Below are 15447 nucleotides of genomic sequence, written 5' to 3' on the forward strand. Positions count from 1 at the left end.
CTATGGGATATCTGGATGTGTGAGCGCGCGAGCGCACCCACGCGACGACCTCGCCGACGCCCTGGCCCGCCGTCAGTGCGCGCCGCCCGCCCGCTGACCCGCCTCGGTGACCCACTGCCGCAGGCTGTCCGGCGTCATCGGCTCACCGGCCCGCGCGGGGTGCACCGGCTCCCCGTCGAGCAGCACGGTCAGTCCGGTGGCCGAACTCCCTTGTGTGGGCGCCTGGTTGGACTTCGCCACCCAGCCGTTGTGCGCGCCCTCGTTGACGCACCGAGTGAACTTGTCGTCGGTCAGGCCGGTCACCATGCCCGCGAGGCGCAGGAGTTGGGGGTTGTCGTAGGCGGCGCCCGCGGCCTCGGCCGGCTGGTTGGCGAAGAGGATGTCGTGGTACGGCGTGAACTGCCCGGCGTCCTGGGCGCACGCCGCGGCGTTGGCGGCGCGCAGCGCCCCGCGGGCCTCCTGCCCCGCGTCCGTGCGGGACGTGAGGTGGTACTCCGTCTTCAACTGGCCGCTGTTCTCCAGCTCGTGGAGGACGTTGCGGTACGTCTTGTTGAAGTCCCCGCAGGGTGAGCAGCGGAAGTCCTCCCAGACGGTGAGCGTCGCGGGGGCCTTGGCGTTGCCGACGGGGATGAGTGAGCCGTCCTTGCCCGCGGCGCCGCCGGGCGGCGAGACCTGCTGTGTCGCGCTCGTCCCGGCCTCCTGCTCCGCGTCGTCGGCGCCCTTGCCCCCGTACGCGAGTGTCAGCAGGCCGAGGCCCAGGGCGCCCGCCACTCCGGCGGCGACCAGAAACACCCGGCGCCGTCGCTGCCGGGCGTCGATCCGCGCCATCTCCGCCGCGAGCCACGCACCGCGGCCGGTCTGCTGTTCCTGCAAGCTGTCGTCTCTCACCCCCGCAGGATCGGTGCGGGCGGCGGCCCGTCCCGCGAGGCGGCTCCGGCGGGACACCCTTTCGGTGGCATGGGTGGGGGGCGGGATCCGCCATGAGGCCCTGGTGAATCAGCCATCTTTGACGGCCTGTCCGGACTCTGTCTATAAAACCGGCATGCTGGTTTGTTAACGTGCTCTCGTTGTTCGCTCATGCCCGTTTCCCCACGATCGACGGGAGTCCATTCGTCGTGGCTACCTTCCTGTACAAACTGGGCCGCCTGGCCTTCCGGCGGCGAAAACTGATGCTCCTGCTGTGGGTGCTCGTCCTCGGCGGGGCCGGTTACGCGGCCTCCGCCGCGCCCGCCCCGCCCGCCGACACCTTCGCGATGCCCGGCACCGAATCCCAGAAAGCCTTCGACCTCCTGGAGCAGAAGTTCCCGGCGGCGAGCGCGGACGGCGGCACGGCGCGCGTCGTCGTGCGCGCGCCCAAGGGCGAGAAGATCACCGCGCCCGAGCAGAAGGCCAAGGTCGACAAGCTCGTCGCCGAGCTGGGCAAGGGCCCGCAGGTCGCCGGTGTCGCCGACCCCTTCGCGGCGAAGGCCGTCAGCAAGGACGGCACCACCGCGTACGCCTCCGTCACCTACAAGGTCCTCGGCACCGAGCTGACCGACAAGGCGCACGAGGCGCTCACCCAGGCGACCGACCGGGCCCGCGGCACGGGTCTCACCGTCGAGACCGGCGGTGACGCCGTCGAGGTCGAGGCGGCCATGGGCGGCAATGCCGAGAAGATCGGCGTCAGCATCGCCTTCGTCATCCTGCTGCTCACGATGGGCTCGCTCGTCGCCGCGGGCATGCCGCTCATCACCGCCCTGATCGGCGTGGGCGTCGGCATCTGCGGCATCACCGCCCTCGGCTCCACGCTCGGCCTGTCCAGCACCACCACGACGCTCGCCATGATGATCGGCCTCGCGGTCGGCATCGACTACGCGCTGTTCGTCGTCTCGCGCTACCGCGCGGAGATCGCCGAGGGGCGCCAGCCGGAGGACGCCGCGGGCCGGGCGACCGGAACGGCGGGTTCCGCGGTGGTCTTCGCCGGGCTCACGGTCGTCATCGCCCTCGCGGGCCTCGCGGTCGTCAACGTCCCGCTGCTCACCAAGATGGGCCTCGCGGCCGCGGGTACGGTCGCCGTCTCCGTGCTCATCGCCATCACCCTGGTCCCGGCCCTGCTCGGCATGGCCCGCTTCAAGGTGCTGCGCCGCAGGGACCGCAAGAAGTACGCGGGCAAGCCGCTCTCCGCGCGCCAGCAGCGGAAGCTCGCCAAGGCCGCCGCCCGCACCAAGCCGGTGCTCGGCGCGCGCTGGGCGGACTTCGTGGTGCGGCGCCCGCTGTCCATCCTGTTCCTCAGCGTCGTGGGTCTCGGTGCGGTGGCGGTGCCCGCGGCCAGCCTGGAACTCGGACTCCCGGACGAGGGCACCTATGCGCCGGACACCACCCAGCGCAAGGCGTACGACATCCTCGCCGACTCCTTCGGCGCCGGGTTCAGCGGCCCGCTGACCGTCACCGTCGACACCGCGGGCAAGGGCGCCGCCAAGGCCGCGGACCAGGTCGGCAAGGCGCTCGCCGCCCGGGACGGGGTGCAGCAGGTCGCCCCCGCCCAGGTGAACAAGAGCGGTGACACCGCGATCATCAGCGTGGTCCCGAAGACCGCGCCGGGCGACGAGAAGACGCGGGACCTGGTCAAGTCCATCCGCTCCGAAGCGGGTTCACTGGAGGCGAAGACCGGCTCCGAGATCCTCGTGACGGGCCAGACCGCCCTGTTCATCGACTTCTCGAAGACCCTGGACGACGCGCTGCTGCCGTACCTCGGCCTCATCGTCGGCCTGGCCTTCCTGCTCCTGATGCTGGTCTTCCGGTCGATCCTCGTCCCGCTCAAGGCGGCGCTCGGCTTCATCCTGTCGGTGGCCGCCGCGCTCGGCTCCGTGGTGGCCGTCTTCCAATGGGGCTGGCTGCAGGACGTGTTCGGCGTCGACCAGCCGGGTCCGGTGGTCAGCACCATGCCGATCTTCATGATCGGCGTCATGTTCGGCCTCGCGATGGACTACGAGGTCTTCCTCGTGACCCGGATGCGGGAGGCGTACGTGCACGGGGCGCACCCCAAGGACGCGATCGTCACCGGCTTCGGCCACAGCGGCCGGGTCGTGTGCGCCGCGGCGCTCATCATGATCAGCGTCTTCTCCGGCTTCATCATGGAGAACAACGACACGATCAAGATGATGGGCTTCGGCCTCGCGATCGCCGTGCTCTTCGACGCGTTCGTGGTCCGCATGGCCATCGTGCCGGCCGTTCTCGCGCTCCTCGGCAGGGGCGCCTGGTGGCTGCCGCGCTGGGTGAACGCGATCCTGCCGAACGTCGACGTGGAGGGCGAGGGGCTGCGCCGCCTCGACCCGCCGCAGGGCGCGGCGCACGGCGGGCAGCACTGGGTGGTGCCCGAGCAGGAGCGCTACCGCGAGCCCGTTCACTGAGTGTGAGCAGGTGAGCCGACGCGCGGCCCGGTGACTCGGTGGGTCACCGGGCCGTGGGTTTGGCAGAGTTCGGGCATCCGCACCCCCGCCGCACCGAGGAGCCCGCCCCATGCCCACCGCAGGCCGCCCCGCAGGCCACCCCGCCGGCCGCTTCACCGGCCGCGTCGCCGTCGTGACCGGAGCCGCCTCCGGCATCGGCGCCGCCACCGCCGAGCGCCTCGCCCAGGAAGGCGCCGCCGTCGTCCTCGCCGACCTGAACGCCGCCCGCGGTGACGCCGTCGCCGCCCGGATCCGGGACGCGGGCGGGCGCGCCCGGTCCGTACGGGCCGATGTCGCGGCCGCCGACGACTGGGATCAACTCATCGGTGCGGCACACGAGTTCGGTCCCGTCTCCGTCCTCGTCAGCAACGCCTTCACCAAGGACGTCGCCCCCGCCCACGAGCTCAGCCCCGACTCCTGGCGCCGGCAGCTCGACGTCAACCTCACCGGGAGCTTCCTCGGCTTCCGCGCCGCCCTGCCCGACCTGGCGGCCCACGAGGGCGCCGTCGTCCTCACCTCGTCCGTCCACGCCCACAAGGGCATCCCGGGCCATCCCGCCTACGCCGCGAGCAAGGGCGCGCTGCTCTCGCTCTGCGGCCAGCTCGCCGTCGAGTACGGGCCCCGGGTGCGGGTCAACGCCGTCCTGCCCGGCCCCATCCTGACCGCCGCCTGGGACGAGGTTCCGGAGGCGGACCGGGAGCGCAGCGTGGCCGGGACGGCGGCGCGGCGGTTCGGCACGCCCGAGGAGGTCGCGGCCGCCATCGCGTTCCTCGCGGCCGGCGAAGCCTCGTACATCACCGGCACCAGCCTCCTCGTGGACGGCGGCTGGAGCGTGGTGAAGGAGTCCGCGTAAGCAGGGTCGCCAAGGTCAACTTTCCCTGGCGTACGCCCTGTTGGCCGGACCGCCCGGCGGACCTACTCTGAAATCCGCCTGAGGGGGTCGCATGAGCGGACGCAGCGAGCGGAGCCGGAGCGCACAGCAGCCCTACGGGAAGGACGGCGAGCCGCGCGGGAGGCCGGGGAAGCCGGGAAGAGGTGAGCGGCTCGCGGACTGGGCGGACGGCCGCCTCGGGATCAACACCCTGGCCAAGGCCCAGATGCGCAAGATCTTCCCCGACCACTGGTCCTTCATGTTCGGCGAGATCTGTCTCTACAGCTTTCTGATCCTCATCCTCACCGGCATCTACCTCACGCTGTTCTTCGAGCCCAGCGGCGTCGAGGTCGTCTACGACGGCTCGTACGTCCCGCTCAAGGGCATCACCATGACGCGGGCCTACGAGTCCACCGTCGACATCAGCATGGAGGTGCGCGGCGGGCTGCTCATCCGGCAGATCCACCACTGGGCGGCCCTCGTCTTCGTCGCCGGGATGCTCGTGCACATGATGCGGGTGTTCTTCACCGGCGCCTTCCGCAAGCCGCGCGAGATCAACTGGCTGTTCGGCTGGACCCTGTTGATGCTCGGCCTGATCACGGGGCTCACCGGCTACTCGCTTCCCGACGACATGCTCTCCGGCACCGGCATCCGCTTCGCGCAGGGCGCCATCCTGTCGATCCCGGTCGTGGGGACGTATCTGGCGATGTTCCTGTTCGGCGGGGAGTTCCCCGGGCACGACATCATCTCGCGCCTCTATCCCATCCACGTCCTGCTGCTGCCCGGCATCATGCTGGGGATCGTGGTGGCCCATCTGATCCTGGTCTTCTACCACAAGCACACCCAGTTCGCCGGGCCCGGAAGGACCGAGAAGAACGTGGTCGGGGCGCCCTTCCTGCCCATCTACATCGCCAAGGCGGGCGGCTTCTTCTTCCTGGTCTTCGGGGTGCTCGCGATCATGGGCGCGGTCGCCACCATCAACCCGGTGTTCGCGATCGGGCCCTACCGGCCCGACCTCGTCTCCACCGGCGCCCAGCCCGACTGGTATCTGGGCTTCTCGGAAGGGCTGATCCGCGTGATGCCCAGCTGGGAGATCAACATCGCGGGCCACACCGCCGAGTTGGGGGTCTTCATCCCCTTCATGCTCTTCCCGCTCATCATGGCGGCGATCGCCGTCTACCCCTTCGTCGAGGCATGGGTCACCGGCGACAAACGCGAGCACCACATCGCCGACCGGCCCCGCAACGCCCCGGTGCGCACCGGCATCGGCGTGGCCTGGCTGACCCTGTACGGGGTCCTGATGATCGGCGGCGGCAACGACCTGTGGGCCACCCACTTCCGGCTGTCCATCAACGCCATCACGTGGTTCGTGCGCATCGCCGTCTTCGTCGCGCCCGCCCTCGCCTTCTTCGTCACCCACCGGTTCTGTCTGGGACTGCAGCGCCGCGACCGCGAGAAGGCGCTGCACGGCAGGGAGAGCGGACTCATCAAACGGCTGCCGCACGGCGAGTACGTGGAGGTCCACGAGCCGCTCACCCAGGCCGAGTTGTACACCCTGACCGCACATGAGCAGATCACGCCGTACGAGGTCGGTCCGCTCGTCGACGAGCACGGCGTGGCCCGCCCGGTGACCCGGGGCATGCGGCTGCGGGCCCGGCTCGCCAAGGCCATGTACGGGCCGGGCGCCCAGGTGGCCAAGCCCACCGCCGAGGAGTACCTGCAGGTGCACCGGGGTGAGGGGACTCACCACTGACCGGGGCGGAGATCGGGATAGCCTCGCAAGGGTGATGGCATCCAGAGACGCAGCGGACGGACCGGGACGGCACGGCGACTCCCCGCAGGGGCCGACGCTGTTCGGCATCAGCGATCTGCATGTCGCCCACGACGACAACAAGAAGTTCCTGGACACGCTCCGGCCGCGGAGCGAGGGGGACTGGCTGATCGTCGCGGGCGACACCGCGGAGACCATGGCCGACGTCGAGTGGGCCCTGCGGATCCTCACGAGCCGCTTCGCCAAGGTGGTGTGGGTGCCCGGCAACCACGAGCTGTGGACGCCCAAGGGGGACCCGGTCCAGCTGCGCGGCGAGGCCCGCTACCGCCATCTCGTCGAGTTGTGCCGGGAGTTGGGCGCCGTCACCCCGGAGGACCCCTACCCGGTGTGGCGCGGCGCGGGCGGCCCGGTCACCGTGGCACCCCTCTTCCTGCTCTACGACTACACGTTCCGGCCCACCGGCACGCACGGGAAGGAAGACGCCCTGGCGGCGGCCCACGAGTCCGGCGTGGTCTGCACCGACGAGTTCCTGCTCCACCCCGACCCGCACCCCACCCGGGACGCCTGGTGCCGTGAGCGGGTGCGGATCACCCAGGAGCGGCTCGACGGGCTCGACCCCGGGCTGCCCAGCATCCTCGTCAACCACTGGCCGCTGCGGCGCGAGCCCACCGACGTCCTGCACTACCCCGAGTTCGCGCTCTGGTGCGGCACCGAACTGACCGCCGACTGGCACCTGAAGTACCGCGCCGAAGCAGTCGTCTACGGCCACCTCCACATCCCCCGGCGCACCCGCTACGACGGCGTCCGCTTCGAGGAGGTCTCCGTCGGCTACCCGCGCGAGTGGCGGCGGGAGCGCCACCCGCGGCCGGGCCTGCGGCCGATCCTGCCCGCGCTCCCGGCCGGGGCGCGCTGGAACGACTGAGCTCCCGCGGCCGCGGCGGCTCCCCGACTCCCGTACTGCGGCTCCTCAACTCCCTTACTACTGGCCGGAGTCCTGCCGCGACGTCGTCTCCGGCCGGTGCGCGAGCAGCTGGGCCAGGCCCCGGCGGGTCGCCGCGATCACCACGCGGTCCTGCGGGCGCAGCACGTAGTCGGGGTCGAGCTGCCAGGTCAGGCCGGGGGAGCGGGCCGAGGTGCGGGAGTGCTCGGCGGCCGCGTCCCGCTCGGAGGTGTCCAGGGCGAGCACCCGCCAGGCACCCGGCCGGAACGTCTCGGAGACCTTGCGGCCCACCAGGGACGGCTGGCCCGCGCAGTCGACCGCCGCGAGGAGCAGCACCGCGCGCTCGACCGGGATGGCGCCCAGGATCTGACGTCCCATCATGGCGCCCGCGAACGCCGGGGCCGCGAGCGTGGACACGCTGCGGCTGCGGGTCAGGGCGTGCGGATGCGCGGCGCGCAGGGTGCGGTAGACGGCGGTCGCGAACGCGTCGTCGTACAGGCGCAGGACCACCCGGAGCCGGGGCCTGACCGAGCGGGCGATCAGCGCGGCCTCCAGGTTGATGGTGTCCGCGCTGGTGAGGGCGAGCAGTGCGTGCGCCCGGTGGATCTTCGCCGCCTCCAGGACGCCCTCCTCGGTGACGTCGCCGATGACGGTGGGCACGCGAAGGCGGCGCGCGAGCGAGACACCGCGCGCCTCCGGGTCGGCCTCCACGCACACCACGGGGATGTCGAGGTCGCGCAGCCGGGCCAGCACCCGGGTGCCGACCTTGCCGAGGCCGAGCAGCACCACGTGGCCGGAGAGGCCGCGCGGCGGACGGCGCAGCGAGGACGCCGAGCGGAAGGTGCCGAGCGCCTCCAGGACGGCGGCGAAGATGACCGGCAGGAGCAGCAACCCGACCAGGGCGGACAGGAGTTGGAGCACCTTGCGGGCGGCGTCCTCGTCCTTCGCGGGGTCGTTGATGGCGAAGAAGTCGAGCAGCGTCAGATAGGTGGCGTGCAGCGGGTTGTCGCCCGCTGTGGCCATCGAGGCAATCGCCATCGCGAGGACCGCGCCGACGAGTCCGGCGAGCGACCAGCGCAGGCGGCGCGAGAAGAGCGAGCCGAAGGGCACGCCGCGGCCCGCGAAGCGGCCCCCGCCCGAGGAGGGCGTCTCGTACGCGACCGTCTGCAGGACCAGGGCGCCCCGGGTCGTGTCGGCGGCCACCGTCGCGTCGTCGGGGAGCAGCCGGGGGCCGGTGTCGCCGCTCGGGTCGGCCGAACCCTCCGCGCCCGCCGGGTCGTTGGCGGTCGCCGAGAGCAGCGCGAGCGTGGCGATGCCGGGGGCGCCGCGCCCCGCGGCGGTCGGCGGGGGCTGCTCCACGGCGCGCAGCAGCAGCCCGTCGGCGTGCACGACCTTGTGGGTCCCGGTGAGGGCGGTCGCCGCGAGGGCCGGGGCCGCCGTGTCCGCGTCGGACAGGACGGTGACCGAGGCGTCACCCACGTCCAGGCCCGCGACCGCGGCTGCCTGCCCGAGCAGCTCCTCCAGATACTGGCCGAGCTTGCGGTTGTAGAGCCGGATCACCAGGCGAAGGCGGGGGTTGATGCGGCGGGCGGCGAGCGCGGCCCGGATGTTGGTCTCGTCCTCGTCGTGGACCAGCGCGAGGGCGGCGGCCTGTGCGAGCCCGGCCTCGGCGAGCACGTCGTCGGAGAGCTCGACGGCCTCCATCACGCGCGGCGCGAGCTCGTCCGCGCTCTCGCCGCCGTTCGTTCCGCTTCCGTTCCCGTTGCCGGTGGTGCGGGCGGTGACGGCGGCGGTGATGCGGCCGAGGAGCGCGGTCGTGGTGGTGCGCCGGGCCCGTCCGGCCGCGGGGGCGGGACGCGCGGGCGGCACGACGAGCACGACCTGCTCGCGGTAGACCCCGCGCAGCTCGGCGGCGAGCCGGTGCGCGAGGGCGCCCGCGCCGCAGACGACCATGTGCCCGGTCAGGGGCAACGGGGCGCGGGGTGGGGGGAGTGCGGTAGCGGAGGACACATGGTCGAAGATGCCGCAGCGGGGGTGGCGGTTCCCGGCGGCGCGCCCGCGCGGGCACGGCCGTCGTCGCAGGCGGCCGCCCCTGTGGCAGGTCGGACGCGTCGCCCTGGCGGCGGACGGTGTAGCAGTCACCTACCCAAGTGCCGTTCGGATACGGTGAGTTCGACGTTCAACAGGCCGGTCCGGGAGGCGATTGCTGATGGCGGATGCGACGACGACGTGGGAGTTCACCGACGACCGGGGGCAGACGGTGCGCACGGCACGGCGCCCCGAACGGGTCCTGGCCTACATACGGGCGGGCGCGGCGCTGTGGGACCTGGGGCGGCCCCCGGCCGGGGTGTACGGGTCCGGCCACGACGGGGCCGGACCCGACCCCGTCAAGGCGGGCGAGATGGGACCGCTCCGGGTTCCGTATCTCGGTGCCGGGGCCGGGCTCGACGCGGCGGCGCTGCGCGCGGCGGACGCCGACCTCGTGGTCGACGTGACCTATGACGGCGAGCGGACCTACGCGGTGGACGAGGACGCCGCCCGCGCCGCCGGGCTGCCCGTCCTCGCCCTCGCGGTGGGCGGCGACGTCACCCTGACCGGCCTGCTCGCCCGCTTCGCCGAGCTCGCGGCCGCGCTCGGCGAGCCCGGTGAGCCCCAAGCCGCGGGCGGTCGGGCGCAGTTGACCGCCGCCGAGAGTGCCGTGCGGGCCGCGGCCTCCGGGACGCAGTCGCCGCGCGTCCTGGTGCTGTCGGCCGCGGGCGGCGACCAGGTGCACCTGGCGCGCCCCGAAGCCTGGCCGGAGCTGCGCCATCTCGCGGGCCTGGGCGTCCAGTTGGCCGACCCCGGCCCCGGTGGCGGGGCCAACTGGCTGACGACGACGTGGGACCGCGCCCTGGACCTGGGTGCGGACCTGGTCCTCGCGGACAGCCGGGGCAACGCGACGCCGCCCGCCGAGCTCGAGGAGCTGCCCGCGTGGCGGGAGCTCACCGCGCGCTCGCTGCGGGAGCCCTGGAACCCCGAACTGCCGCCCAGCGAGACGGCGTACGCGGCCTTCCTGCGCTCGGTCGCGGACGCCCTGGAGATCCTCCGGGACAAGCGCGGCTCGGCCTGAGACCTCGGGCCGGAGGGCGTGGTCCGCGGCCGCCCGGGCGCGACGCGGGCCGCGCCCCGACAGCGGAGGCTGTCGCGCCGCGGAACCGGAGGCCACCGTGGAGCGCCGCGCCCGGCACCCGGCCCTCATGCGGACTTTCCGCTTCCTGTCCCGAGTCTGTTTTGTCCGTCCTGCGAGGTGAACGCGGCGGCCTACGGTCCCGTACAGCGGCTCCACCAGGAATGAACGTGTGCGCATCGGCGTGCAGTGTTCGGCCTCTCGTTCTCCGCACGTACGGAAGGAACTGCCCGATGACCACCGTCACCAGCCTCGTCGACCAGTGGAACATCCACCCGCACCACACCTGGCTGCGCGGGGAGCGACCCGAGCAGCCGGTCGTGTTCAACGAGCAGGCCCAGATGTGGAACGTCTACGGGTACGACGAGGTGCAGGAGATCCTCACCAACCCGATGACGTTCTCCTCCGACACGACCGGTCTCCTCTCCGTCGAGGTCGACGCCTCGCTGATGGAGGGGAACATCATGCTGACGGACCCGCCCGGCCACACCAGGCTGCGCAAGCTCGTCAGCAACGCCTTCACCCCGAAGGTGGTCGCCGACCTCGAGCCGAAGATCGTCCGGCTCGCCAACGAGCTGCTCGACCAGGTGCAGGGGCAGGACCGGATCGAGCTGGTCAGCGCCCTCGCGTACCCGCTGCCCATCATCGTCATCGCCGAGCTGCTCGGCGTGCCCGCCTCCGACCGGGACCTCTTCCGGGGCTGGGTCGAGGCGGCGATGGAGAACTCCATCGAGATGATCAAGACCGAGCGGGGTGAGGAGGAGGACCGCGCCTACGAGGAGCAGATGGACAAGACCAACAAGCTGCTCGACTATCTGCGCGGCCATGTCGCCGAGCGCCGCAAGAGCCCGCGCGAGGACCTGCTGTCGCGGCTCGTCCAGGTCGAGGCCGGGGGCGAGGGCAAGCGGCTCAGCGACAACGAGATCGTGAACTTCGCCTACATCCTGCTGGTCGCCGGGCACATCACCACCACGATGCTGATCGGCAACACGGTGCTCTGCCTCGACGCCCACCCGGAACAGGACGCGCTGGTGCGCGCGGACCGCTCGCGGCTGCCGGGCGTCATCGAGGAGTCGCTGCGCTTCCTGAGCCCCTTCACGCTCGCCCTGCGCGGCGCCACCGAGGAGGTGGAGATCGCGGGGCAGCGGATCTCGCCCGGCAAGATGATCATGGTCTGGATGTCGGCGGCCAACCGCGACCCGCGCCGTTTCGAGCGCCCCGACGTCTTCGACCCGACGCGGGCGCCCAACCCCCACCTCGGCTTCGGCCGTGGCGTGCACTTCTGCCTCGGGGCGCCGCTGGCCCGCCTGGAGGGGCGGCTCGTCATGGACATCCTCCTCGACCGCTTCCCGGTGCTGCGCACGGACCCCGCGACGCCGCCGTCCTTCCTGGCGGCCGACCACATGACGGGTGCCAAGCACCTGCCGCTGATCACGACCGCCTAGGCGGCGCGCATCGGCGTGCGGATCCGGCCATGACGCCGGCCGGCCGGATCCGCGCCAACTGGCCGTTCCCGGGGGCGCATCGAGCGACCCCGGGATTCTGCTGTCCGGAAATCAACTTTCCCTTCTTGCGAGGCGTGCGCACGTGCATGCCTCTCTCGTACGGTGCCTGCATATGCAACGCTGTGCGCACGTCCGCACGGCGTTCGCCCCCTCGTGTACCGCACGCATGAAAGGGCAAGCCCGATGACTTCCCTCGCCGAACAGTGGGCCATCCACCCCCACCACACCTGGCTGCACGGCCAACGACCCGAGCACCCCGTCCAGTTCGACGAGCAGGCCCAGATGTGGAACGTCTACGGCTACGACGAGGCGCAGGAGATCTTCGCGGACCCGGTGACGTTCTCGTCCAACACCGCTGGGCTCCTCTCCGTCGAGGTCGACCCGGCGCTGATGGAGGGCAACGTCCTGCAGATGGACCCGCCGGGCCACCAGAAGCTGCGCGAGCTGGTCAGCAGCGCCTTCACCCCGAAGATGATCGCCGCCCTCGAACCGCGGATCGCCGAGCTCACCCACCAACTCCTCGACCAGGTACAGGGCCAGGACCGGATCGAGCTCGTCGGCGACCTCGCCTACCCGCTGCCCGTGATCGTCATCGCCGAGCTGCTCGGCGTGCCCGCCTCCGACCGCGACCTCTTCCGGGGCTGGGTCGAGCGCGCGATGGAGGCATCCGACGAACTCCTGAAGACCGAGCGGGGCGAGGAGCAGGAGCGCGCCCTCGAAGTGCAGATGGCGGAGTCCATGAAGCTCCTCGACTATCTGCGCGGGCACGTCGCCGAGCGCCGCAGGAGCCCGCGCGAGGACCTCCTGACGAAGCTCGTCGAGGCCGAGATCGACGGGCAGCGGCTCAACGACAACGAGGTGGTGAACTTCGCCAACGTCCTCCTGGTCGCCGGGCACATCACCACCACGATGCTCATCGGCAACACCGTCCTCTGCCTGGACGCGAACCCCGAACAGGACGCCCTGCTGCGCGCGGACCGCTCCCGGCTCCCCGGCGTCATCGAGGAGTCGCTGCGCTTCCTGAGCCCCTTCACGCTCGCCCTGCGCGGCGCCACCAAGGAGGTCGAGGTCGGGGGCCGGCGCATCCCGCCGGGGCAGATGATCATGCTCTGGCTGTCGGCGGCCAACCGCGACCCGCGGCAGTTCGAGCGCCCGGACGTCTTCGACCCGACGCGGACGCCCAACGCCCACCTCGGCTTCGGCCGCGGCGTGCACTTCTGTCTGGGCGCGCCCCTGGGCCGACTTGAGGGCCGGATCGTCATGGACATCCTCCTCGACCGCTTCCCGGTGCTGCGCACGGACCCCGCGACGCCGCCCGCGTTCATGCAGGCCGAGCACCTCACGGGGGTGAAGAGCCTGCCGCTGCACACCCGCGCGTGAGCGGCAGATGCACACCCGCTGTGAGCGGCAGACGCACACCCGCGCGTGAACGGCAGACCCGGGCGGCGCCTCACCGGCCTCACGCGGACAGCTGCTCCGAGGCGGCGCCCCACTGCCGCAGCCACGCCGGGCGGACCACCTCCGTGCCGGGGCCCGACGGCAGCGGCAGCGGGCGGTGGCCGAGGTCCTCCTGGCGGTAGCGGCGGCAGCAGCGGTGCCAGGTGAGGATCCCGGCCATCCAGTTCCGCAGCTGCCGCACATGGCCGTCCAGGACGGCGCGATGCTCCTCGGACAGCCCGAAGTCCTCGTAAAGCTGCGGCAGTTCATGCGCCGCGACGTGCTGGAACTGGCTCATCCGGGAGCGCATCAGGTCGTCGATGACGCCGACGGCCGTCGGGTAGTCGCAGCCGAAGAAGTTCTGCACGACCAGGACGCCGTTGTGCAGCTCGCCCTCGTACTCGATCTCCTTCTGGTACGAGAAGAGGTCGTTGGTCAGCGTCGCGTAGTCGATCGCCGCGTTCTCCAGGTTCCGGACCGGGCCGCTGCCGTACACCTCCGGCGGGATCCCGACCGGGTGGCCGAGGCGGGCGAGGCTCAGCGTGAGGTCGGAGCCGAAGGTGCTGCGGCGCATCTCGATGTAGTCGACGGGGTCCGGGATCCGGTGCCGCGCGTGGTTGTCCAGCTCCCACAGCCAGCTGTCGAGCATCACCTCCACGGACTCCCGGAAGGTGCGCCGTGCCGCCTCGTCCATGGTGGCCGTGGTGCGCGCCCACAGATCGGCCAGGCCCCGCTCCAGGGCGTTGAGCGGCGCAGGGGTCTCGCCGCCGGACGAGGCCAACGGCATGAGGAGCAGCAGCCGTTCATTGCACAGCCTCGCCCCCGCGAGGTCGCGGGTCCTGCCGAAGGCCACCGGGTAGTAGTCGTCCCCGTACGTTCCCCAGGTGAGCCAGTGCGAGCCCAGGTCGAGCGCCGCCGGGTCGGCCTCGGGGTGCAGGCCCGCGGCGCACAGCGGGAAGTCGTAGCCGGCGAGCCTGCGCGCGTCCCAGACGCCCGACGCGGGCACGCCCGGCTGGGGGCGGAGCATGCCCATCGCGTCGGCCCACGCGATGCAGCGGGGGCGGGCGGCGTCCAGGTGCGGGCTGAGCCTGGTCGTGAACGGCATGTCGAAGACGGGGAGTTGTGACGGGCCCACGCGCTGGAAGGGCGTGTGCGTGTGGGCGCGCAGCCGCTCGGCGCCGACCGTGGCGAGCAGCGCCCGCACGCCGGCGGCGGACGTGCCCGGGCCGGTGGGCGCGGGCAGCCCCGAACGCGCCGCCGCACCACCGCCGTTCATGTACCGGCTGGAGCGCAGATGCCACTCGTGCCCGCCCGACTGCCAGTCCTGCAGCCCCTTCGCGTACGTGAGGACGTCCGCGCACTCGTGCGGCGTGAGGCCCTTCTCCGCGAAGAGCGGCGGCAGTTCGGTGAGCGTCGTGTTCTCGAACTGGTGCATGCGCGAGGTCAGGATGTCGTTGACCGTGTCGGCGGCCTCCTGCGTGGTGCAGCCGAGGAAGGTCTCCAGGACGAGCACGCCGTTGCTGAGCTCGCCCTCATCCTCGATCTCGCGCTGGTACGAGAACAGGTCGTTGCGCAGGTGCACCGCGTCCGAAAACGTGTCCTTGAGGACGCGCAGGGGCCTCGATCCGGCCACGGACGCCGGGACTTCGGCGCCCGTCGCGTACTCCACGAGCCCCGCCGACCAGGGGGCGCCGCCGACCTTGCGGCGCATCTCGATGTACTCGACGGGGTTGGCCACGCGGTGCGCGTTGATGTTCGAGAGCTCCCACAGGGACTCGTTGAGGAGATTCTCCGTGCTGCGTGCGAACCGGGCCCGCCAGGCGGGGGACATGTGCGGGACCGTGCGCGCCCAGAGGTCGGCGAGGCCCGCCTCGACCGGGTTCTCCGGCGCCGGCACGGGTGTGCCCGGGTCCATCGGCATGAACGCGGGCAGCCGGTCCAGGTACGCCTTGCCGCCCGTGCGGTCCTGGCTGCGCTTGAACAGTTCGAGGAAGTGGTCGTCGAAGAAGAAGACCCACACGTACCAGTCGGTGACCAGCGAGAGCGCGGGGCCGTCGCAGTCGGGGTGGGTGTACGCGCACAGCAGGGCGTAGTCGTGCGCGTCCAGGTCGCGCTCCTCCCAGACGCCCGACCCCTCCAGCATCCCCATGCCGCGCGCCCACTTCTTGGAGTGCTGCCGGGCCTCTTCCACATGGGGGTTGAGGCGGGCGGGGTGCACCAGGTAGAAGTCGGGCAGTTCGAAGGGCTGCGACATGTCGCGGTCTCTCCTCGCGGGGCGTGGTGGTGAACGGGCAGCCCCGAGCATGTCCCGCGCGAAACCCGTCGACGC

General features: G+C 71.9%; 10 protein-coding genes. 7 read left to right on the top strand and 3 right to left on the bottom strand.

Translation table 11 applies throughout. The features are described from left to right. Window positions 1–72 precede the first annotated feature (72 nt). The gene (locus tag ACFWYM_RS19785; RefSeq protein ID WP_384838361.1) at window positions 73–888 is read right to left on the bottom strand and encodes a DsbA family protein; all 816 of its coding nucleotides are present in this window, start codon (window positions 886–888) and stop codon (window positions 73–75) included. 227 nt (window positions 889–1115) lie between these two features. Between ACFWYM_RS19785 and ACFWYM_RS19790 the strand changes: the two genes are divergently transcribed. From ACFWYM_RS19790 to ACFWYM_RS19805, 4 genes are all read left to right on the top strand, one after another. Next, complete coding sequence (locus ACFWYM_RS19790) at window positions 1116–3389, top strand: MMPL family transporter (protein ID WP_384838364.1); 2274 nt, start codon at window positions 1116–1118, stop codon at window positions 3387–3389. Between the two features lie 109 nt (window positions 3390–3498). Continuing rightward, window positions 3499–4281 carry an SDR family NAD(P)-dependent oxidoreductase gene (locus tag ACFWYM_RS19795; protein ID WP_384838367.1) on the top strand — a complete coding sequence of 261 codons (783 nt, stop codon included), beginning with the start codon at window positions 3499–3501 and terminating at the stop codon, window positions 4279–4281. A 91-nt stretch (window positions 4282–4372) separates the two neighbouring features. Next, window positions 4373–6052 carry a cytochrome bc complex cytochrome b subunit gene (locus ACFWYM_RS19800; protein WP_384838370.1) on the top strand — a complete coding sequence of 560 codons (1680 nt, stop codon included), beginning with the start codon at window positions 4373–4375 and terminating at the stop codon, window positions 6050–6052. Between the two features lie 34 nt (window positions 6053–6086). Continuing rightward, window positions 6087–6992 carry a metallophosphoesterase family protein gene (locus ACFWYM_RS19805; protein WP_384838373.1) on the top strand — a complete coding sequence of 302 codons (906 nt, stop codon included), beginning with the start codon at window positions 6087–6089 and terminating at the stop codon, window positions 6990–6992. A gap of 57 nt (window positions 6993–7049) precedes the next feature. Here the strand turns inward: ACFWYM_RS19805 and ACFWYM_RS19810 are convergent, their stop codons facing one another. Then, complete coding sequence (locus ACFWYM_RS19810) at window positions 7050–8963, bottom strand: potassium channel family protein (protein ID WP_384838465.1); 1914 nt, start codon at window positions 8961–8963, stop codon at window positions 7050–7052. A gap of 256 nt (window positions 8964–9219) precedes the next feature. Between ACFWYM_RS19810 and ACFWYM_RS19815 the strand changes: the two genes are divergently transcribed. The 3 genes from ACFWYM_RS19815 to ACFWYM_RS19825 all read left to right on the top strand — a co-directional run bounded on the left by ACFWYM_RS19815 (window position 9220) and on the right by ACFWYM_RS19825 (window position 13061). Beyond that, complete coding sequence (locus ACFWYM_RS19815) at window positions 9220–10119, top strand: ABC transporter substrate-binding protein (protein ID WP_384838376.1); 900 nt, start codon at window positions 9220–9222, stop codon at window positions 10117–10119. Between the two features lie 290 nt (window positions 10120–10409). Then, complete coding sequence (locus ACFWYM_RS19820) at window positions 10410–11621, top strand: cytochrome P450 (protein WP_384838379.1); 1212 nt, start codon at window positions 10410–10412, stop codon at window positions 11619–11621. 243 nt (window positions 11622–11864) lie between these two features. Beyond that, window positions 11865–13061, top strand: coding sequence for a cytochrome P450 (locus ACFWYM_RS19825; protein WP_384838382.1), 1197 nt, complete (start codon window positions 11865–11867; stop codon window positions 13059–13061). A 79-nt stretch (window positions 13062–13140) separates the two neighbouring features. On the opposite strand, the gene ACFWYM_RS19830 is transcribed toward ACFWYM_RS19825, so the two are convergent. After that, window positions 13141–15372, bottom strand: coding sequence for a germacradienol/geosmin synthase (locus ACFWYM_RS19830; RefSeq protein WP_384838385.1), 2232 nt, complete (start codon window positions 15370–15372; stop codon window positions 13141–13143). Window positions 15373–15447: the final 75 nt, after the last annotated feature.

This window comes from Streptomyces sp. NPDC059009, assembly GCF_042740175.1.
GTDB lineage: Bacteria > Actinomycetota > Actinomycetes > Streptomycetales > Streptomycetaceae > Streptomyces.

Bases quoted from the DNA above. Each gene is read 5' to 3' on its own strand.
- ACFWYM_RS19795 (WP_384838367.1), top strand. From the start codon at position 3,499: ATGCCCACCGCAGGCCGCCCCGCAGGCCACCCCGCCGGCCGCTTCACC.
- ACFWYM_RS19800 (WP_384838370.1), top strand. From the start codon at position 4,373: ATGAGCGGACGCAGCGAGCGGAGCCGGAGCGCACAGCAGCCCTACGGG.
- ACFWYM_RS19805 (WP_384838373.1), top strand. From the start codon at position 6,087: ATGGCATCCAGAGACGCAGCGGACGGACCGGGACGGCACGGCGACTCC.
- ACFWYM_RS19810 (WP_384838465.1), bottom strand. From the start codon at position 8,963: ATGGTCGTCTGCGGCGCGGGCGCCCTCGCGCACCGGCTCGCCGCCGAG.
- ACFWYM_RS19815 (WP_384838376.1), top strand. From the start codon at position 9,220: ATGGCGGATGCGACGACGACGTGGGAGTTCACCGACGACCGGGGGCAG.
- ACFWYM_RS19820 (WP_384838379.1), top strand. From the start codon at position 10,410: ATGACCACCGTCACCAGCCTCGTCGACCAGTGGAACATCCACCCGCAC.
- ACFWYM_RS19825 (WP_384838382.1), top strand. From the start codon at position 11,865: ATGACTTCCCTCGCCGAACAGTGGGCCATCCACCCCCACCACACCTGG.
- ACFWYM_RS19830 (WP_384838385.1), bottom strand. From the start codon at position 15,372: ATGTCGCAGCCCTTCGAACTGCCCGACTTCTACCTGGTGCACCCCGCC.